The sequence below is a fragment of the Caballeronia jiangsuensis genome, from assembly GCF_046030135.1.
GTDB lineage: Bacteria > Pseudomonadota > Gammaproteobacteria > Burkholderiales > Burkholderiaceae > Caballeronia > Caballeronia jiangsuensis.
The window spans coordinates 277,208-297,409 of the sequence record NZ_JAQQDB010000003.1 but is presented as its reverse complement, the minus strand read 5'-3'; the positions used below and the strand labels follow the sequence as shown (position 1 = coordinate 297,409).

The following is a 20,202-nucleotide window of genomic DNA, read 5'->3' as shown; positions in this document are numbered from 1 at the left end:
CATGGCCGTCCTCAAAATCAGGGATCTCGCCGACAGCGTCGAACTCGACAGGCAGGCGATGCACACGATCGTCGGCGGCGCGCGTGAGGGCTCGCGGGCGTCGTTCCGCATCCGGCCGGCGTCGAACACGAATCGTGTCGTCGATTATCCGGGCGTGCCGGTGAAGGACGTGCCGGCCGCCCAAACCGGGCCGTTCACGACCAAGATCGTCACGAAGAAGTGACGTCGGCAATAGCGAGGGATCGCATCCCTCGCTGCTTCAATGGCGCACCGGCATGCCGGTGCCCGTCATCCCGCTTCCGAACGACGTACCCAGCGAACGCGCCGAGCGCTTGACGAGCGCGAGACGCACGCGCTCGCGCCCTTCTCCTTCGACATCGCCGAAATAGCGCGTCTTGCCAGCAACCACCGCGCCGACCGGCAGGCCGTCGAGATACAGCACACGATTGCCCGCGAGCGCCGGCACCTTCTCGCCCGGCAGCAAGGTGCCGACGAGATTGAGCGAATCGACCGCCGAAAGCGCGACGAACGCGCCGTCCTTCGGCCGCTTGCGCATGTCGCGCAGGAGCGGCACCGCGTCGGGCAGCGCGAACTGCTCGCCCGCCAGCCCGGCGACGAAGCGCCCGCCACGAATCTCGCCACGCGCTTCCAGCCGATGATAGACACGCAGCAGGTCGCGCCACGGCGGCAGCCATTGCGCCTCGCGTTCCAGAAGCCGCCAGAACACGACGCCATAGCGTCGCAACAGCGTCCGCGCGACGTGCTCGATATCGCCTTCCTCGCGCGCATCGTCCGGCTTCGCGCGGCGCAGGAGCGCCCAGCGCCCGGCATCGTCCATTCCGCCGATGAAGAGGCCGCCGCGCCTCGGACGACGCGCGAACGCGTTGCGCTTCGCCGCGGGCGCGAGCAGCGCGCGCAGCCCCGCGAAGCTGTCGGCGTTGACGAGCCCGAGCGCGACGAGTTCGCCGAGCGCGTCTTCGAGCTCGGTGCGCAAGAGACGCACGTCGCTAAGAAGCTCGTCGAAGAACATCGCGCCGTGGGCCTTCAGCGCATCGAACACGCGTTCGGCGCGCGACGAAAGCTGCGGCGCTTCGTCCGGGCGCATCAGCCCGTTCCACGCATCGAGATGACGGCGCGGCAGCAGGACGATCGGCGTGCCGCGCACCGGACCGCCCGACGCGCGCGAACGGCCCGCCGGGCGCGTCCACACGAGCTTGCCCGCGCGGCACAGATCGTCGAGCCACATGCCGGAATAATCGGCGATGCGCGCCGGCAGAATTTCATCCTCCCACGCGACGGCGGGCGCCTCGAATCCTTCGAGCTGCTCCAGCACGGCGCCCAGCGCATCGCGGCCCTCGCCATGCGCTTCGGGCGCGACGCGCTGCCATTCGAGCAGAAAGCGCATGAAATCCTGGCGCTCGACCGGCTCGATCTCGCGACGCAGCCGCCGCACCGTATAGCGATGAATCCGCGCGAGCAGATGGCGCTCGCACCATTCCTCTGCCTGCGCGCCCGGCGTGAATCGTCCGCGCATCACGTAGCCCTGCGCTTCGAGCCGCGTCAATGCCAGCGCGATCGCCGATGCGGGCAGCGCGAGCGGACGCGCGATCTCCGGCACCGTCAGCGGTCCGAATCCCGACAATCGTGCGCGCACGATCTCGACGAGCGCATCGTCGGGCGCCCAGGCGTCGTCGAAGCCGGGCGGCGGGTGCAGCGCGGGATGCATCGGCGCGTGCTCGTAGACGGCGCGCACGCACGCGAGACGCTCGACGGGTATCCACAACGCGTCGTGCTCCGCGATCCGCAGCCGCGTCGCGCGGCCGGAGCGAGCCAGCGCGTCGAGCCATGCGGGCCATTGCGGGTCGCGTTGCGCTTCGGTCTCGGCGATGCAGGCGAGCGTCGTCAGCGCCTCGTGCATTTCGTCGGCGCTCGTGACATCGGGCCAGGCTTCGTCGCGCACGCTCGCGATCGCCTCGGGATCGAGCGCGCCGAGGTCGTCCGCCGAGCGCGGATCGGTCCAGCGGCGCGCGAGCACGGCCTGCGTGCGGCGTTCCTCGATCGGCGCATCGTCGAGAAAAGCGTACGGACGCGCCGACAGAATCTCGGCGGCGAGCGGCGATGGCGCGGGCAGTTCGCGGGTGACGAGCCGCACTTCGCCCGCTTCGATACGCCGCAGAAGCGCGAGCCACGCGTCGCTGTCCATCGCGTCGTGCAGGCAATCGTCGATGGTCTGCTCGACGAGCGGATGCGCCGGCACGTCGCGCTCGCCCGCGATGTTCTCCGCGCACGCGACCTGATCCGGAAACACGGCCGCGAGCAGGTCCTCGCTTTTCATGCGCTGCAGTTGCGGCGCGACCTTGCGCCCGCCGGTGTAGCGCGGCAGCGCGAGCGAATTGGTCGCGTTCCAGCGCCAGCGCACGCCGAACAGCGGCGCGTCGAGCAGCGCCTGGATCAGCACGTGTTCCGCGCTCGCCGATTTCAGATAGCGCCACACTTCGTCGAGCGCGAAGCTGTGGCTGCCCGTCAGCGACAGCACGATCGCGTCTTCGGTCGCCGCCGCCTGCAATTCGAAGTTGAACGTGCGGCAAAAGCGTTTGCGCAGCGCGAGACCCCACGCGCGATTCACGCGGCTGCCGAACGGCGCGTGGATGACGAGCTGCGTGCCGCCGGATTCGTCGAAGAAACGCTCCATGACGAGCGTGTCCTGCGTCGGCAGCACGGTGAGCGCGGCACGCGAGCGCGCCAGATAATCGACGATCTGCCGCGCCGGTTCGTCACCGATGCCGCTTTCCCGCGCGAGCCACGCAACCGTGGAATCCACGCCGTCATCGAGCCGCGCGTCGATGTCCGCGCGCAGTCGGGAAATCGCGTGCGAAAGCTCGTTGCTGCGCCCCGGCGCCTCGCCGAGCCAGAACGGGATGTTCGGCGGCTGGCCGTTGGCGTTCTCCACGCGCACGCGCCCGCCTTCCACGCGCATGATCCGGTACGACGTATTGCCGAGCTGGAAGATGTCGCCCGCGAGGCTCTCGACGGCGAAATCCTCGTTCACCGTCCCGATCTGCAAGCCCTGCGGTTCGAGGATCACAGAGAAATCGGCGTTGTCGGGAATGGCGCCGCCCGAAGTCACCGCCGTCAGCTTGCCGCCGCGCCGGCCGCGCAGCGTGCGCGAGACGGCATCGCGATGCACGTAAGCCGCGCGCACGCCCTGCCGGCCGGTATAGCCTTCCGCGAGCGTGCGCAGCACGGCCTCGTAATGCGCGCGGTCGAGCATCGCGTACGGATACGCACGCGTGATGCGCTCGAAGAGTTCGTCTTCGCCCCACTCCCGGCACGCGACTTCGGCGGTGATCTGCTGCGCGAGCACGTCGAGCGGCGCGCGCGGAATCGTCAGCGCGTCGAGTTCGCCGCGCCGCACGCAATCGACAAGCGCCGCGCATTCGATCAGATCGTCGCGCGAGGTCGGAAAAAGCCGCCCTTTCGGCACGCCGCCGACGTGATGCCCCGAACGCCCGACGCGCTGCAAAAACGCGCCGATCGACCCCGGCGAGCCGATCTGGCAGACGAGATCGACATCGCCGATATCGATGCCCAGTTCCAGCGAAGCCGTCGCGATCAGCACCCGCAACTCGCCGCGCTTCAGCCGCTGTTCCGCGTCCAGCCGATGTTCCCGCGCGAGGCTGCCGTGATGCGCCGCGACCGCTTCCTTGCCGAGGCGCTCAGTCAAGTGCCGCGCCGCGCGCTCGGCCATGCGGCGCGTGTTGACGAAGACGAGCGTCGTGCGATGCTGTCCGGCGAGTTCCGCGAGGCGGTCGTAGACGCGCTCCCACATATCGTTCGACATGATCGCTTCGAGCGGCATCGGCGGGATATCGAGCGCGAGATCGCGCGCACGGACGTGGCCCACATCGACGATCTCGCAGGGCTCATTTTCGCCGACGAGAAACTTCGCGACGAGTTCGATCGGCTTTTGCGTCGCCGACAAACCGACGCGCACCGGCCGCTCGCCGCCCGCGTCTTCGCACAGCGCGTCGAGCCGCGCGAGCGAAAGGCTCAGATGCGAGCCGCGCTTGCTGCCCGCGACCGCATGGATTTCGTCGACGATCACCGTGCGCGCGGTCGAAAGCATCGCGCGGCCCGAATCGGATGAAAGCAGCACGTAGAGCGATTCGGGCGTCGTCACGAGAATATGCGGCGGGCGCTTTTTGACCGCGTTGCGCTCCTGCTGGGTCGTGTCGCCGGTGCGCACGGCCGCGCGGATCTCGGGCGCGGCCACGCCCGCTTCTCGCAGCGTCTGTGCGATGCCCGCGAGCGGCTCCTCCAGATTCACATGGATATCGTTCGACAGCGCCTTCAGCGGCGACACGTACACGACGCGCGTCTCGTCCGGCAGCGCCCCGCCGAGCGCGACGCCGTCCCGCACGAGCTCGTCGATGGCGGCGAGAAAGGCGGTGAGCGTCTTGCCCGAGCCCGTCGGCGCGGCGACGAGCGTCGAGCGGCGCGCGTGGACGAGCGGCCACGCGCGCGCCTGCGCGGCGGTCGGCGCGGGAAAACGCGAGCGGAACCAGCCGGCGACGGCCGGATGGAAGCCTTGCAGGGCGTCTGCCTCTGAAGCGGATTTTCGGATCATTCGGACATTCTATGAGTGCTTGAAAAATGGCGTACTGCGTGCGGTTTTCGGATAGTTCCCATCCGGACAAATCGGTCTTCGGGCGAAGCTAGACGGTTCGCTCAACCGAGCGGCTCTTAATGCGGCGCCGCCTCGTGCGCCGAAGCGCAATTTCCCATTCGCTCACAGCTTCCATGATCGTCATCAGCCTTCTTTTCGACCACGCGCCCGCGACGCTCGTCAACCATCGCCACTATGCGCGCGAGCACGGCTATCGCCACGTCGAGATCGACTTCTCCGAACTGTCCGGCAGCAGCGACCACGCCCGCTGGCTCTATAAGTACGAAACGCTTCTGCGCCATCTCGCGCAGGCCCAATCCAACGAAATCGTGCTGTTGCTGAGCGAGAACGCCGCCATCCTGCGCTCGATGCCGCTGCCCGAGATGATGGCGGGCCGCGACTGGCTCATCGTTTGCGTTGATTCCGAACTGCCGCAAACCGACGTCCTCATGTTCCGCAACACGCAGGCGGTCCGTGAGAAGGTCGCGGATCTCGTCGAGCGCTGCCGTTTCGGGGTCGTGCTGCCGGAACGCGAGGCCGGGTTGCTGCACGCGTTCACCGCATGCCCGTTCCAGCATCGCGTTGGCGATGATGTGCACTTCGTCCTCCCGGCAGCGCCCAACCTCGACAGCATCTGGGCCAAGTGGAAGGTGTTCTCCATCAGCGTTCGCGATGAGAAGCAGCATCGCCGCTTTCGCACGGCGCTCATCGAGCACATCAACGAGTGCCGCGTGCGCGGCCTGCCCTTTATGACGCTCGCCGACACCGGCGTGCGCGAAACGTCGACGCACAGCGTTGTCCAGCCGAACCGGCCGATTGCGCTCGTCGCGCTCTATACGCCGAATGTCGCGAACTACGGGCGCATCGCGGAGACGAACTTCACGCGCTACTGCGAGCGTCACGGCTACACGCTCTACGTCCATCGCGACATCCCGGCGCAACTGAACGACGGCAAGACTTCCGGCAACTGGTTCAAGGCCGCGCTGCTGCGCGAGTACCTGCCGGATCATCAATGGGTGTTCTGGCTCGACGCCGACGTGCTCATCAACGACATGAACCAGCGGCTCGAACCCTTCACGCACGGACGCGACATCGTGCTTGCGCGCGATGCGGGAACGTGGGCCTTCAACTCCGGCATCATGGGCTTCCAGCGCAATCAGCAAAACTACGACGCCCTGGCACGCGTGATAGATGAGTGCGCGAAACTGGAAGACAAGTCCGACGTCTACGCGAGCATGGGCGATCAAAGTCGATTCGTACAGACGTTGGAGGAGCGGCCGGATTTGCACGTGTCGTCCTTCATCGACATCAACACGCCGTGGATCTATCGGCGTCCGGACAGCTTCATGGTCCACTATATCGGTATGTGGAATGACAACCGGGCGCTTCTGATGGACCACGACCTGCGTCTCGCCGCGATGGAATGACGCGCCCTTATGATGTTTCGCGGCGCCCGGCCCGCGCCGCACCATCTTTGCCAACATAACGCCACAAACATTTCCGATCATTGAACGACGCGCAGGCCCCCGTCTTGCGCGAATCCGCACGCCCGACGCTCGACCAATCCTCCCACTCGCCAAGGAGACGCAATTGAACGACGACGTCCTTCGCACGGCCCCTCCGGAAACGCCCCTCGACGCCGACCTCCTCGCAAAGATCGACGCCTACTGGCGAGCCTGCAACTATCTGTCGGCCGGCATGATCTACCTGCGCGCGAATCCGCTGCTGCGCGAGCCGCTCAGGCCCGAGCACATCAAACGGCGACTGCTCGGCCACTGGGGCTCGGATCCGGGGCAGTCATTCGTGTGGGTGCATCTGAACCGGCTGATCAGGCGCGACGACCTGAACGTGCTGTTCGTCTCCGGCCCCGGCCACGGCGCGCCCGCGACGCTCGCCAATTCCTGGCTCGAAGGCCACTACTCGGAAATCTATCCTGATCGCAGCGCCGACGAGCGCGGCATGCTCAGGCTCTTTCGCGCGTTTTCGTCGCCGGGCGGCATCGGCTCGCACTGCACGCCGGAAACGCCGGGATCGATACACGAAGGCGGCGAGCTCGGCTACAGCCTCTCGCACGCGTTCGGCGCGGCGTTCGACAATCCGGATCTGATCGTCGCGACCGTCGTCGGTGACGGCGAGGCGGAGACCGGCCCGCTCGCCACGTCGTGGCATTCGAACAAGTTCCTCAATCCGGCGACCGACGGCGCTGTGCTGCCGATCCTCCATCTGAACGGCTACAAGATCGCCAATCCGACGATCCTCGCGCGCATTCCGCACGACGAGCTGGAAGACCTCTTCAAGGGCTACGGCTACGCGCCGCATTTCGTCGAAGGCGACGACCCGGCGAAGATGCACCAGCGCATGGCGGCGACGCTGGAACGCTGCGTCGGCGAGATCCGCGCCATTCAAACGAACGCGCGCGCCGATCCGCAAAACGTGACGCGCCCGCGCTGGCCGATGATCGTCCTGCGTACGCCGAAAGGCTGGACCGGGCCGAAGGAAGTCGACGGCCATAAGGTCGAGAATTTCTGGCGCTCGCATCAGGTGCCGATCGCCGATCCGGCCAGCAATCATCGCAATCTCGCGCTGCTGGAGGACTGGCTGCGCAGCTACCGGCCGGAGGAACTGTTCGATGAAGACGGCCGCCTGATCGAGACGCTGCGCGCGCTCGCGCCCGAAGGCACGCGACGCATCAGCGCGAATCCGCATGCGAACGGCGGCCTGCTGCGCCGGTCGCTGGATTTGCCCGATATCCGCGATTACGCGTTCGAGTTCAAGCGCGCGGCAAGCGTCTATCAGTCACCGACGGCCGTGCTCGCCACCTTTCTGCGCGACGTGATCCGTCGCAACATGACGAGCTTCCGTCTTTTCGGCCCGGACGAAACCGCCAGCAACAAGCTCGACGGCGTGTACGAAGCATCGGGCAAGCGCTGGCTCGCAGAAACGCTGCCCGAAGACGCCGACGGCGGCGCGCTCTCCATCGATGGCCGCGTGATGGAGATGCTCTCCGAGCACACGCTCGAAGGCTGGTTCGAAGGCTACGTGCTGACCGGCCGTCACGGCCTGTTCGCGACTTACGAAGCGTTCGTGCACGTGATCGACTCGATGTTCAATCAGCACGCGAAGTGGCTGGAAAAGGCGAAGAACGAGCTCGACTGGCGCGCGCCGGTGCCGTCGATCAATCTGCTTATCACGTCGCTCGTGTGGCGTCAGGATCACAACGGCTTCACGCATCAGGACCCCGGTTTTCTCGATGTCGTCACGAACAAGAGCCCGGGCGTCGTGCGCATCTATCTGCCGCCCGACGCGAACTGCCTGTTGAGCGTCGCGGATCACTGCCTGCGCACGCATGATTACGTCAACGTGATCGTCGCGGACAAGCAGCCGCACTTGCAGTATCTGAGCATGCGTGATGCGATCGTGCATTGCGCGAAGGGTATCGGCATCTGGGACTGGGCTTCGACGGATCAGGGTGCGGAGCCGGATGTCGTGATCGCGTGCGCGGGCGATATCGCGACGATGGAAGCGCTCGCGGCCGTCGAAATCCTGAAGGCGAATTGCGCGGATCTGAAGATCCGCTTCGTCAATGTCGTCGATCTCTTCAGGCTGTTGCCGGACACGGATCACCCGCACGGCCTGTCGCATCGCGATTTCGATTCGATCTTCACGCGCGACAAGCCGGTGATCTTCAACTTCCATTCATACCCCACGCTCGTGCATAAGCTCACGTATAACCGCACGAATCACGAGAACATGCACGTGCACGGCTATCGCGAGCGCGGCAACATCAACACGCCGTTCGAGCTCGCGATCATCAACGGCGTGGACCGCTATACGCTTGCGATCGACGTGATCGACCGCGTGCCGCGCATCGCCGGCAGCGGCGCGCATACCAAGGAATGGCTCAAGAATCAGATCATCGAGAGCGTGCGGTATGCGCATGAGGAAGGCATCGACCGCGACGAGATTCGTGAGTGGACGTGGAAGGATTGAGGCGGAGCGGATGAAAAACGCCCGGCGAACGAGCAACGTTCCACCGGGCGTTTTCACATTCGAGGCAGGCGCTGCGTCAGGCCTTCTGCTCCGAATGATCGCGCTGCCTGAGCGATTGCGGCAAGCCGAACAGCAGCAACAGCGCGCACACCACGCTCATCGCGCCGATCGCGTACAGCGCGGGCGTCGTGCTGCCCATCGTGTCGCGGATGCGGCCGACCATCACCGGACTCACGATGCCGCCGAGCTGTCCCAGCGTATTGATCAGCGCGATGCCGCCCGCCGCGCCCGCGCCGGTCAGAAGCTTCGGCGGCAGCGCCCAGAACGCCGGGATCGAAGCGATCACGCCCGCGCCCATCACGCCCAACGCGGCGATGAGAAGCGTCGTCTGCTTGTCGAAGATGCCCGCCGCGAAGAAGCCGATTGCCGCCATCACGAGCAGGATCGCCACGAACTTGCGACGCTCGCCCGAGCGATCCGACATGCGGCCGACCACGACCATGCAGATCGCGCCGCAGATGTACGGCACCGCCGTCAGGAGACCGATGATCGTCGGATTCTGCGTGCCCGCCGCGCGAATCAGGTGCGGCGCCCAGAAATTCAGGCCATACGACGCAATCTGAATCAGGAAGTAGATCAGGCCGAGCATCAGGAAGCCAGGCGTCTTGATCGCGCCGAACAGCGAATGGCCGGTGTCGGTATGCTGGCTTTGCGTCGAAATCTGACTCTTCAGATAGGTCTTCTCCGCGCCCGTGAGCCACGCGGCGTCATCGATGCGATCTTTCAGCACCTTCAGCACGAGCACGCCGAGCAGCACGCAAGGCAGGCCGCCAAGCAGGAACAGCCAGTGCCAGCCGGCAATGCCGAACACGCCGTTCATATGACCGAGCACGAGACCCGAAAGCGGCGCGCCCACCAGACCCGAAAACGCCGACGCGAGAAACAGCAGCGACGTGATGCGCCCGCGATAGCTCGCCGGGAACCACAGCGTCAGGTAGTACAGCACGCCAGGCGCGAAGCCTGCTTCCATCGCGCCGATGATGAAGCGCAATCCGTAGAACTGCCACTCCGTCTGCACGAACACCATCAGCGCGGTTGCGATGCCCCACGAGATCATGATGCGCGCGATCCAGCGCCGTGCGCCGACCTTGTAGAGCAGCATGTTGCTCGGCACTTCGAACAGCACGTAGCCGATCACGAAAAGACTCGCGCCGAGGCCGTAAGCCGTATCGGAGAAACCGAGCGTGCTTTGTAGCTGAAACTTCGCGAAGCTGATGTTGATGCGGTCGAAGAACGCGAATAGATAACACAGCATGATGAGCGGCATCAGCCGCCATGCCACCTTGCGGATGATGTCCGCGGTGTTTTCGGTTGTTTGCGGCTTGTCCGCCGCGCTTACGCTCAGATCGCTCATGATTGTCTCCAATGTTGTTCTGGTCTTTTGAATCAGATGGCCCGCACTTACTCGGGCACCGGATGCAGATCGCAATTGCGTCCCGCCTTCGCGACTTGTCCCGATACCTCGTGTCCGACGAGCGCGGGCAATGTGCGCGACAGCGCGATCAGCTTTTGCAGATCGACGCCTGTCGGGATGCCCATCTCCTCGCACATGTTCACGAGGTCTTCGGTGCAGATGTTTCCCGATGCGCCCGGCGCGAACGGACAGCCGCCGAGACCGCCGAGCGCGGCATCGAAGCGGCGCGCGCCGGCGTCGTAGGCGGCGAGGACGTTGGCGAGGCCGAGACCGCGCGTGTTGTGAAAGTGCAGCGTCAGGTCCGCGGCGGGCACGTCTTCGAGCACCCGCGTAACGAGCCGCGCGACCTGGCGCGGATTCGCCATGCCGGTGGTGTCGGCGAGCGTGATGCCGGCGATGCCCATTTCCCGATAGGTCCGCACGATCGACACGACGCGATCCTCGTCGATGCGCCCTTCGAACGGACAGCCGAACGCGGTGGCCACGGTGGCGTTCAATGCGACCTTCGAAGCAGCGCGCTCGACGAGCCGCACGACATCGCCGAACCCGGCCAGCGACGACTCGCAGCTCATGCGCATGTTCGCGCGGTTGTGCGTCTGGCTCGCGGACATCACGAGATTGAGTTCATCGGCACGGGCAGCGAGCGCGCGTTCCGCGCCCTTCACGTTCGGCACGAGCGCGACATAGATCACGCCCGCTTCGCGCCGGATGCCGTTGAACACCGCGTCGCCGTCGCGCAGCGCAGGAATCGCCTTGGGCGACACGAACGAGCCCGCTTCGATACGCGTGAAGCCGCACGTCGAAAGTCCGTCGATCAGCGCGATCTTGTCTTCGGTCTCGACCCATTGCTTTTCGATCTGCAAGCCGTCGCGCGGCGCGACTTCCTGAACGATCAGTGGTTCTTTGTATGCATGATTCATTGAACCGCTCCTTCGGCACGCAGCCGCTGCACTTCATCGGCGTGAAAGCCGAGCGATTCCAGCACCGATTGCGTGTGCTCACCGAGCGCCGGACCTTGCCAGCGCACTTCGCCCGGCGTGTCGGAGAGCTTCGGCACGATGCCGGGCATCTTCACCGATGCGCCGCCCGGCAAGTCCGCCTGCAGCAGCATGTCGCGCGCTCGATAGTGCGCATCGTCGACGATGTCCGCGACCGAGTAGATGCGGCCCGACGGCACTTCCTCGCGTTCGAGCGTCGCGAGCACGTCGTCCATGGAGTGATGCGAGGTCCAGGCGGTGATCGCTTCGTCGAGCATCGCGCTCTGCTTCACGCGGCCGTCGTTGTGGGCAAGCGCGGGATCGTCGGCGAGATCGGGGCGGCCGATCACGTGCATCAGGCGCCGGTAGATCGGATCGCTGTTGCCCGCGATCACGACGAAGCCGCCATCTTCCGTGCGATACGTGTTCGACGGCGCGATGCCCGGCAACGCCCCGCCACTGCGCTCGCGCACATGGCCGAGCAGGTCGTATTCGGGGACGAGGCTTTCCATCAGGTTGAAAACGCTTTCGACGAGCGAGACATCGACAACTTGTCCATCGCCCTGACCGGTCTTCACGCGCAGCACCGACATCAGCGCGCCGATCACGCCATGCAGCGACGCGAGCGAATCGCCGAGGCTCACGCCGACGCGCGCCGGCAGGCCTTCGGCGTCGCCCGTCGTGTAGCGGATGCCGCCCATCGCTTCGCCGATCGCGCCGAAGCCCGGCCGATCGCGATACGGGCCCGTCTGGCCGTAGCCGGAGATGCGGACCATCGTGAGCTTGGGATTGATCGCGTGCAGCACGTCCCAGCCAAGGCCGAGCTTTTCGAGCGCGCCAGGACGCATGTTTTCGATGACGATGTCGGCATCCACGGCCAGCCGCTTGATGACGTCCGCGCCTTCGGGCGACTTGAGATTCACGCACACCGATTTCTTGTTGCGCGATTGCAGATACCACCAGAGCGACGTGCCCTCGTGGAGTTTTCGCCATTTGCGAAGGGGATCGCCGCTGTTTGGCGCTTCGATCTTGATGACTTCCGCGCCGAACTCGGCCAGCATGCGCGCCGCGAAAGGCGCTGCGATCAGCGTGCCGATTTCGATGACGCGAATGCCTTGAAGGGGTCCGCTCATGGTGCCTGTCTCCTGATTTGTACTGTGGAGACAAGCTTATTGGCGAACGCTCGTGGGCGTCCAACCGCATTTCGGCAAGGATCGTTCGTGGAATGCGAACGGTCGTTGGGGGGCGTGGTTCGGAGACGTTCGGTTTTTCGCCGGATCCCGGTTTCGCGGTGGTCTATTAGCACTGCCCCTCCCCGGGGCGGGGGTCACTTTCTTTGCTGCTGCAAAGAAAGTAACCAAAGAAAGCAGCTCGTTTAGGCCCGCGGTCACACGCACGTTAGCCACGCTTGCCAGCCGCCCGTGGAACTCGCCTAAGTGGCGCCCTCGAAAGCCCAATCGTGCTTGGCTCGCGCACGGTCTGCCGCCCGAGACGATTCAGCGCGCTGGTTCAGCACGAAATGGCTTCGGCACAGCGCTACGCGCTGCCGTTGGGGATGCGAGGGAAACCGTCGAGAAGAAGCGCGCGCCGACCCGATTGACCGGTCGGCCGCGAAGCGGGCCGGAGCTATTTGGTGCTGAACCAGTTTGTTCTGTGGTGCGATGTGTCAGACCGTGCGCGAGCCAAGCCCGGCAAGTCTCTCGAGGGCGACACTTAGGCGAGTGCCACTTCCGGCTGGCAAGCATGGCCAACGTGCGTGTGACCGCGGGCTTAAACGAGCTGCTTTCTTTGGTTACTTTCTTTGCAGCAGCAAAGAAAGTGACTGCCGCCCCGCACAGGGGCAGTGCTAATAGACCACAGCGAAATCGGGATCCAACGAAAAACAACCAGCAAAAGCGCCAACAACAACCTCTACCCCCGCGCTTCGACGGTCCGCAAATGCTCGAACAGCAACCGACTCACAGGCGAGAGCGCGTCCGAATCCCGCACGACGATCACGAGGCTACGCGCGGCCCATTCGTCATCGAGCGGCACAGCCGCAAGCCCGAGCTGACGGCCCATCGCTTCGAACACCTGCAACGGCAGCACGCCCACGCCCATGCCGGCCTGCACCATGCGGCACACGGCATCGAAACCGGGCACATGGATGCGCAGCCGCAGCGCACGCCCCGCCTGTCGCGCCGCGAGATGCGTGCGCATATTGATTGAGCTGGCCGAATGCAGGCCGATGTGATCGAAATCCAGCGTCTCAGCGAACGCGACGCTCGCGCGCTGCACCAGCGGATGATCGCCGGGCATGACGAGCGCCAGCCGATCGTGACGGTAATGCGCGCTTTCGAGTCCGCGCGTGTCGGCATCGCCGGAACAGATACCGAGATCGACGAGACTGTCCGCCACGCCCTCCACGATACCGCCGCTCGGCCGCTCTTCGAGATCGATCTTGATCTGGTCGTGCACGGACGAAAACGCGCGCAAATCCTCCGGCAGGAATTCGACGATCGCGGACAGGTTCGCCATCATCCGCACATAGCCCCGCACGCCGCTCGCATGTTCGGCGAGTTCGATGCCGATGTTCTCGACATCGCGCAATACACGCCGCGCGTGATGAAGCAGCGTTTCGCCCGCAGGCGTCAGTTGCATGCCGCGCGCCTTGCGCTCGAACAGCACGGCGCCAACGGCCTGCTCCAGTTCGAGCAGCCGCTTGCTCGCCGCCGACACCGCGATCGCCTCGCGCTCGGCCGCGCGCGTGAGCGTGCCCTCCTCGAATACCGCGAGAAAGAGTTGCAGCGTCGTGAGATCGAGGCGTCTGAGGAGGTTTCGCGTGGCCATCGGCGGACGTGTGGGAATCAGCGGGCGTATTTGAACGTGCCTTGCGCGCTCGCGATCATCACGCGATCGTCGACCCACGCCTCGCCGCGCGCGAAGTACACGGAGCGTCCCTGCCGCTCGAGAAAGCCTTTCGCGACGACCTTGTCACCGATGCCGCGATCGAGATAGTTCACGGTCAGCGAGAGCGTGAAGCCGTGCACGGGCGCGTCGCCCGTCGTGAAAAGGCCCGCGTAGCCGCACGCCGCGTCGAGCAGCGTGGCGATCGCGCCGCCCTGCAGGATGCGCTGCCGGTTCAGATGTCCCGCCTGGATCGGCATCGTGAATTCGGCATAGCCCGCGCGCCATTCGGTGAAGGTCGCGCCGAGCGCTTCGAGAAACGGATTGTCCAGATCCAGATTCGCCACTTCTGCTCCTGATTGCGTGCGTTTGCGAGCGATTGTGCCATCGCCGGGCGCGGACTGCCGAACGGATCGAACGCCTTGCAGAATGCGCCGTGCATGAAAAAACCCGCACACGGCGGGTTCTATTTACAAATCAACGATTATTTCCGTTTGACAACGCACACAAGAATCACCACGCCGGCTTGATTAAACCGGCATTATGCGTTTCATGAAGCTTCTTCATGAATAGCGCCGTGCGCATTTTCATGCGCTTTTATGTGCGCCGTGAAAAACCGTGTCACGCGCGCAACACTTGCATTAAGTCGTCAGTTATAACCACGAATCACGCAGGAATTTTTTTCCTCTTCCGTCTTTGCGAAACGTCCGCAAATTTCGGCGACATATTCCGGTGCCGCGGATACCTGACTGGAACGATGCGACACAGTAACGCTCGTGTCCGGCGGCAGTTCGCCGTCGTCGATCCAGGCATAGAAATGCGCGCTCGTATTCGCTTCCATGTTTTGTCTCCTTTCTGTGAAGCGCGAAGAAAAAAGCGTCTCGATGGTTCCAGAATGCGCTTATCGAAAGCCTGTGGCCCTAGTGGATTACGTTGATGGACTTCGCACGCAAGCGTGACGATGATGATAAGAATGCCCGTTCGAAACGCATCCCGGCCAGTTTTCTACCCGCCTGTCTATTTCGTAGCTAAAAAAATGCCCGGTGCAAAAGACCGGGCAGACTTAAATGATCCGTTATGGAAAGCGGCGTTTCCAGGTCATCTATCAGTTATACGACATTCTTTTCGATGATCGGCCGGCCTTCGAGCACGCGTGTCCAGTCCAGCGGCGATAAATCGAGCGTCTCGTAACGGCCGCGCAAAATCAGTTCGCTCACGCCGCGTCCCGTCGCCGGGCCTTGTTGCAGGCCGTGGCCGCTGAATCCGTTCGCGAAAATGCAATTCTCCAGATCCGGGTGGAAACCGATGATCGCGTTCTGATCGAGCACGTTGTATTCGTAATAGCCGGACCAGCAACGCTCCACCCGCAACGCCTCGAATTCCGGCACGCGATGCGCGAGCGTCGGCCAGATCACATCGTCGAAGAGCGCGTGATCGACTTCGTCGAGCGGCAGATCGTCGGGATCGTTGTCCGCCGAGGGCGACGTGCCGCAGATATACGTGCGCCCTTCCGGACGGAAATAGACGCCGGTCGGATCGATCAGCAACGGCGCGCGTTCGAGCTTCGCCGGCGACGATACGTTGAAGATGCTGCGCCGGCGCGCGTACACCGGAATGTCGATGCCGAGCATGGCCGCGATCGCGCGCGACCACGCGCCCGCCGCATTGACGACGACATCGCACGGATACGTTTCGCCGTTGGCCGCGCGCACGGTGCTCGCGCGCCGTCCTTCGCGTTCGATGCCGACGACTTCCGTCGTCACATAGCGCGCGCCGAGCGACTGCGCCTTGCGCCGCAGAGCCTGCACGAGTCCGTAGCCATCGAACCAGCCTTCGCCGCTCTCGCCGAACGCGCCCGCGGCGAGATCGTCCGTATTGAGCCACGGAAAGCGCGCATGCAGTTGCGCAGGATCGAGCAGGCTGATGTCCGCGCCGAGTTCGCGTTGCAGCGCGTGGTTCTCGCGCAGCGTTGCCGCGCCTGCCGGCGTCGCGAGAAAGAGATAGCCGCCTTCGTGCAGATCGATCGACGGACGTTCGCCATTCACTTCGAGCCGTTCGCCGATCGAGCGCAGGAAGTCGATGCCGAAGAGCGACATGCGCACCGAAAGCGGCGTCGAGAACTGCTGCCGGATCGAGGCGGCCGAGAGCGCCGACGACGAGCGCGCGTAAGTCGGATCACGCTCGATCACCGTCACCTGCACCGTCGGGTCCGATGCGCGCAGGAAGTACGCCACCGAACTGCCGATCACCCCGCCGCCCACGATGACAACGCTTGAACTCACATCGCCCTCAGCTCAGATTGAAGTCGATGCCCTGCGCCAGCGGCAATTCCGACGAGTAGTTGATCGTGTTGGTCGCGCGGCGCATGTAGGCCTTCCACGCATCCGAGCCCGATTCGCGTCCGCCGCCGGTTTCCTTCTCGCCGCCGAATGCGCCGCCGATCTCCGCGCCGCTCGGCCCGATGTTCACGTTGGCGATGCCGCAATCGCTGCCCGATGCTGACAGGAAGCGCTCGGCCTCGCGCAGATCCGTCGTGAACGCGCACGACGACAGACCATGCGCGGCGGCGTTGTTCGCGGCGATGGCTTCATCGAAGTCGGAATAGCGCATCACGTAGAGGATCGGAGCGAAGGTTTCCTTCAGCACGACATCCGTTTGCGACGGCATTTCGACGAGCGCCGGGCGCACGTAGTAGCCGTTTTCCTGGCCCTTCACGGTGACGCGCTCGCCGCCAGACACCTTGCCGCCCTCGCCCTTCGCCTGCTCCAGCGCGTCCTGCATGCGCGCGAATGCCTGCGCGTCGATGAGCGGGCCCATCAGCACGCCCTGCTCCAGCGGATTGCCGACCGGCACCTTCGCGTAGAGATCTTTCAGGCGCGCGACGGTTTCGTCGTAGATGCTGTCATGCACGAAAAGACGCCGCAGCGACGTGCAGCGCTGTCCCGCCGTGCCGACCGCCGAGAACAGGATGCCGCGCAGCGCGAGATCGCGATTGGCGGTCTGCGAGACGATGCCCGCGTTGTTGCCGCCCAGTTCGAGAATCGAGCGGCCGAAACGCTCCGCCACCGCGACGCCGACCTTGCGGCCCATTTCCGTGCTGCCCGTCGCGCTGACGATATCGGAGCGCTTGTCCGCGACGAGCGCCGCGCCGACTTCACGCCCGCCGATGATCACCGACGCGAGACCCGCCGGCGCCGAGCCGAATTCCTCGATGGCGTCACGGAGAATGCGATCGACGGCGAGCGCGGTGAGCGGCGTCTTCTCCGACGGCTTCCACACGACCGCATTGCCGCACACGAGCGCGAGCGCCGCGTTCCACGACCACACCGCGACCGGAAAATTGAACGCCGAGATGATCGTGCACACGCCGAACGGATGCCACGTCTCCGCCATCCGATGGCCGGGGCGCTCGGACGCGATCGTCAGGCCGTACAACTGGCGCGAGAGACCGACGGCGAAATCGCAGATGTCGATCATTTCCTGCACCTCGCCCAAGCCTTCCTGAAGAATCTTGCCCGCTTCGAGCGACACCAGGCGGCCGAGCGCCTTCTTTTTCTCGCGCAGGCGATTGCCGAGCAGACGCACGAGCTCGCCGCGTCGCGGTGCGGGCACGTTGCGCCACGTGGCGAACGCGGTGCGCGCGGCGCCGAGGGCGGCGTCGACGTCGGCGGTGGTGTTCTGCTTCACCCGGCCGATGACTTCGCCCGTGATCGGTGAAGTCACGGCGATGTCGCCATCGGTGACGAGGCTCGCGATGCCGAGGTCGGAAAGAATCGATTGTGCGTTCACGATGGGAGTCCTTTTGAAGCGGTGCGTTCTTCAGATCGAAGTTTCTGATAAGAAACTTTCGTAAGTCCGGCCACTATACGCGCTGCCGCCGTCGCTCACAACAGCGGACAATATTGGGGTTGTCACCAATGCGGGCGGCCTTTTGCGGCGGTAGATTCGGGTTGTTTCGCGGCGTCGCTCAGCATTCTGGCGGCGCTCGCGCGATGTTATGATCGGAAACAAAACGATTCTCCTATGCCTAGCCCCAGCACGAAAAATTCGCCCGAACAATCCGCATCCGATCTCGGACGCCGGGTGAAACGCGCACGGCTCGCGCATGATCTGACGCTCGAAACCGCGAGCCGGCTTTGCGGCGTATCGCGGTCGGCGCTGTCGAAAATCGAAAACGGCTTGATGTCGCCGACTTTCGACGTGCTCCAGAAAATCGTGCGCGGGCTGCAGATCGACCTTGCCGAACTGTTCGGCACGGCGCCCGCGCCGAACGCAAGCGGCCGGCGCGCGCTCACGCGCCGCGACGAGGGGCAGCGCCACGCGTATCGCGGCTATCAGATGGAATTGCTCGCAACGGAGCTCGCACACAAGGCGATGCTGCCGTTTCGCATCCGCATTTCGGCGCATACGCTCGATGCATTCGACGACTGGGGCCGTCACGAAGGCGAAGAATTTCTCTACGTGATGAGCGGCAGCGTGTGCCTCTACTCCGAACTCTACGCGCCGACGCATCTGAATGCCGGCGACAGCATCTATTTCGACAGCCGCACCGGCCACGCGGCCATATCGACGAGCGAGGAAGACGCCGAAGTGCTGTGGATGGCGACAGGCGGCGGCGTACCGGCGCCATCGTCAACCGCTGCCGACGCGGTGGACGCGGGCTGACGCCGTTATCGCACGGCGAGACGCATCGGCATTTCGCTCGGGACCGCGGTGAACGTGCAAATCTCGCGGATATCGGCGGGATTCGTGGCGAGCCGGGCGGTAAAGTTCGCCGTCAGCATCGACACGACGAGGCGCATCTCCACCGCCGCCAGATGCCGCCCCGGACACACACGCGGCCCCGCGCCGAATTGCAGATAGGCGCGCGGTTCATGCGCGCCGCGCTGTGACGCGCTTTCATGCCGATGGTCGTGCAGCCATCGGTCGGGGTCGTAATGCTCGGGATCGGCGTAGTTGTTCGGATCCATCATCGCGGGACGGTTGAGCATGAACATCTTCGTGCCCGCGGGCAAGCGAACGCCCTGCAGCCGCACTTCCTCGAGCGGTTCGAACGACAGATACGGCGCGACCGGATGCAGACGGCTCGCTTCCGTGCACACCGCTTCGCACAGGTCGAGCTCGCGCATCGCGCCATAGCTCGGGCACACCGGCGAGTCGCCCAGCACGCCCCGCGCGGATGCGGCGACGCGCGCCTGCAACGCATCGTCGGAGCCGAGAAAGAGCAGCGCCCATGCGATCGACGTCGCCGTCGTCTCCTCGCCCGCGACGAGCATCGTCAGCACGTTGGCGGCGACTTCGTCGTCGGTGATGCCGGAGCCGGGCGCATCGCGCAGGGCGAGCATCGCTTCGAGCAGATTGCGCGGCGCGTGGGCCGTGTCGCCGAGCGGCGTCGCGCACGCTTCGGCCGCCGCTTCCTCGCGCATGCGGGCGCGTGCTCTCGCCATCAGTTCGCGGATGTGACGATGCACGTCGATCAGCGCTTCATCGAACTTGCGGTCGCGCGGGAACTTCACGTAGTGCCAGTAGGCGAAGGGCGCGTTCACGCGCGCCATCAGCATCGGCAGCAGCATCGCCAGTTGCTCCTGGATCAGCACGCGCTCGTTTTCCAGCGTGTTCGGATCTTCGCCGAACGCGAGCGCGCTCGTGACATCGACCGTGAAGCGCTTCAGATCGTCTGTCATGTCGACCACGCGCCCCTCGCGCGCCGCGGCTTCCCAGCGCCGCCGCAACCGCTCGGTGATCGCGGCGAGCGTAGGGTAAAACGCCTTGATGTGGGGAATCGACAGCGCCTGCATCACGAGACGGCGCTGCGGCTCCCAGGCCGCGCCCTCGATCGAGAAAAGCCCGTTGCAGCCGAACTCTTTCAGGATATTTTCGATGGGCGCATAGCGGCGGTAGCGATGCGGCCGCTCGCGCATCACGGCGTGGGACAGTTCGATGTCGTTCCAGACCGTGACGGGCGTCGTGCCGAAGCGGAACACGTAAGGCGTGCCGAGTTCGGCAGCCCAGCGTTCGAGCGTCAGATGGTGCGTGGCGGGCGGCAACTGATGCAGGTTGCCCAGGAGCGGCAGGCCGCGCGGCGACGGCAGGTCATCGATTTCACGCAGGGACGTGGTGATGGGCGCCGCGTTCATGATCGGCCTCGTGTGGGCTTGATCTGTGGAGGATAGTGCAGGAGCGCGGGATGGGGTGTCTTATCCGTCAGC

14 protein-coding genes are annotated in these 20,202 nt (G+C 64.9%); 4 read left to right on the top strand and 10 right to left on the bottom strand.

Annotation, left to right across the window (positions count from 1 at the left end; translation table 11 throughout):
• The first annotated feature begins 1 nt into the window (after position 1).
• Entirely contained in the window at positions 2 to 223 is a 222-nt protein-coding gene (locus PQR08_RS05155; protein WP_035501985.1) for a hypothetical protein, read from the top strand.
• Positions 224 to 259: 36 nt separating this feature from the next.
• On the opposite strand, the gene PQR08_RS05150 is transcribed toward PQR08_RS05155, so the two are convergent.
• Complete coding sequence (locus tag PQR08_RS05150; protein WP_408161077.1) at positions 260 to 4,627, bottom strand: Lhr family helicase; 4,368 nt, start codon at positions 4,625 to 4,627, stop codon at positions 260 to 262.
• 173 nt (positions 4,628 to 4,800) lie between these two features.
• Here PQR08_RS05150 and PQR08_RS05145 point away from each other — a divergent pair, with 173 nt between their 5' ends.
• Both PQR08_RS05145 and PQR08_RS05140 read left to right on the top strand, forming a co-directional pair.
• Entirely contained in the window at positions 4,801 to 6,093 is a 1,293-nt protein-coding gene (locus tag PQR08_RS05145) for a glycosyltransferase family protein (protein WP_250484592.1), read from the top strand.
• A gap of 163 nt (positions 6,094 to 6,256) precedes the next feature.
• Positions 6,257 to 8,656, top strand: a complete 2,400-nt coding sequence (locus PQR08_RS05140; protein WP_250484591.1) for a phosphoketolase family protein — start codon at positions 6,257 to 6,259, stop codon at positions 8,654 to 8,656.
• Positions 8,657 to 8,732: 76 nt separating this feature from the next.
• Here the strand turns inward: PQR08_RS05140 and PQR08_RS05135 are convergent, their stop codons facing one another.
• The 8 genes from PQR08_RS05135 to amaB form a co-directional block, all read right to left on the bottom strand.
• Positions 8,733 to 10,070: an MFS transporter gene (locus PQR08_RS05135; protein ID WP_250484590.1), complete on the bottom strand. Its 1,338-nt coding sequence runs from the start codon at positions 10,068 to 10,070 to the stop codon at positions 8,733 to 8,735.
• A gap of 47 nt (positions 10,071 to 10,117) precedes the next feature.
• Positions 10,118 to 11,050: a hydroxymethylglutaryl-CoA lyase gene (locus tag PQR08_RS05130; protein WP_250484589.1), complete on the bottom strand. Its 933-nt coding sequence runs from the start codon at positions 11,048 to 11,050 to the stop codon at positions 10,118 to 10,120.
• Complete coding sequence (locus tag PQR08_RS05125; RefSeq protein WP_250484588.1) at positions 11,047 to 12,240, bottom strand: CaiB/BaiF CoA transferase family protein; 1,194 nt, start codon at positions 12,238 to 12,240, stop codon at positions 11,047 to 11,049. Before PQR08_RS05125 ends, PQR08_RS05130 begins: the two co-directional genes overlap by 4 nt.
• A 778-nt stretch (positions 12,241 to 13,018) precedes the next feature.
• Entirely contained in the window at positions 13,019 to 13,936 is a 918-nt protein-coding gene (locus PQR08_RS05120) for a LysR family transcriptional regulator (protein ID WP_250484587.1), read from the bottom strand.
• 17 nt (positions 13,937 to 13,953) lie between these two features.
• Entirely contained in the window at positions 13,954 to 14,340 is a 387-nt protein-coding gene (locus tag PQR08_RS05115) for a PaaI family thioesterase (RefSeq protein ID WP_238216896.1), read from the bottom strand.
• A gap of 302 nt (positions 14,341 to 14,642) precedes the next feature.
• Positions 14,643 to 14,834, bottom strand: a complete 192-nt coding sequence (locus PQR08_RS05110; RefSeq protein WP_035507395.1) for a hypothetical protein — start codon at positions 14,832 to 14,834, stop codon at positions 14,643 to 14,645.
• Between the two features lie 268 nt (positions 14,835 to 15,102).
• Positions 15,103 to 16,275 (bottom strand): NAD(P)/FAD-dependent oxidoreductase, encoded by a 1,173-nt coding sequence (locus PQR08_RS05105; RefSeq protein ID WP_250484586.1) that lies wholly within the window; start codon positions 16,273 to 16,275, stop codon positions 15,103 to 15,105.
• Between the two features lie 7 nt (positions 16,276 to 16,282).
• Entirely contained in the window at positions 16,283 to 17,782 is a 1,500-nt protein-coding gene (gene amaB / locus PQR08_RS05100; RefSeq protein WP_250484585.1) for an L-piperidine-6-carboxylate dehydrogenase, read from the bottom strand.
• A 234-nt stretch (positions 17,783 to 18,016) separates the two neighbouring features.
• On the opposite strand from amaB, the gene PQR08_RS05095 reads away from it, so the two are divergent.
• Complete coding sequence (locus PQR08_RS05095) at positions 18,017 to 18,658, top strand: helix-turn-helix domain-containing protein (RefSeq protein WP_187606383.1); 642 nt, start codon at positions 18,017 to 18,019, stop codon at positions 18,656 to 18,658.
• 5 nt (positions 18,659 to 18,663) lie between these two features.
• On the opposite strand, the gene PQR08_RS05090 is transcribed toward PQR08_RS05095, so the two are convergent.
• A complete protein-coding gene (locus tag PQR08_RS05090) occupies positions 18,664 to 20,130 on the bottom strand; it encodes a cytochrome P450 (RefSeq protein ID WP_250484584.1) in 1,467 nt (488 codons plus the stop codon).
• Positions 20,131 to 20,202 lie beyond the last annotated feature (72 nt).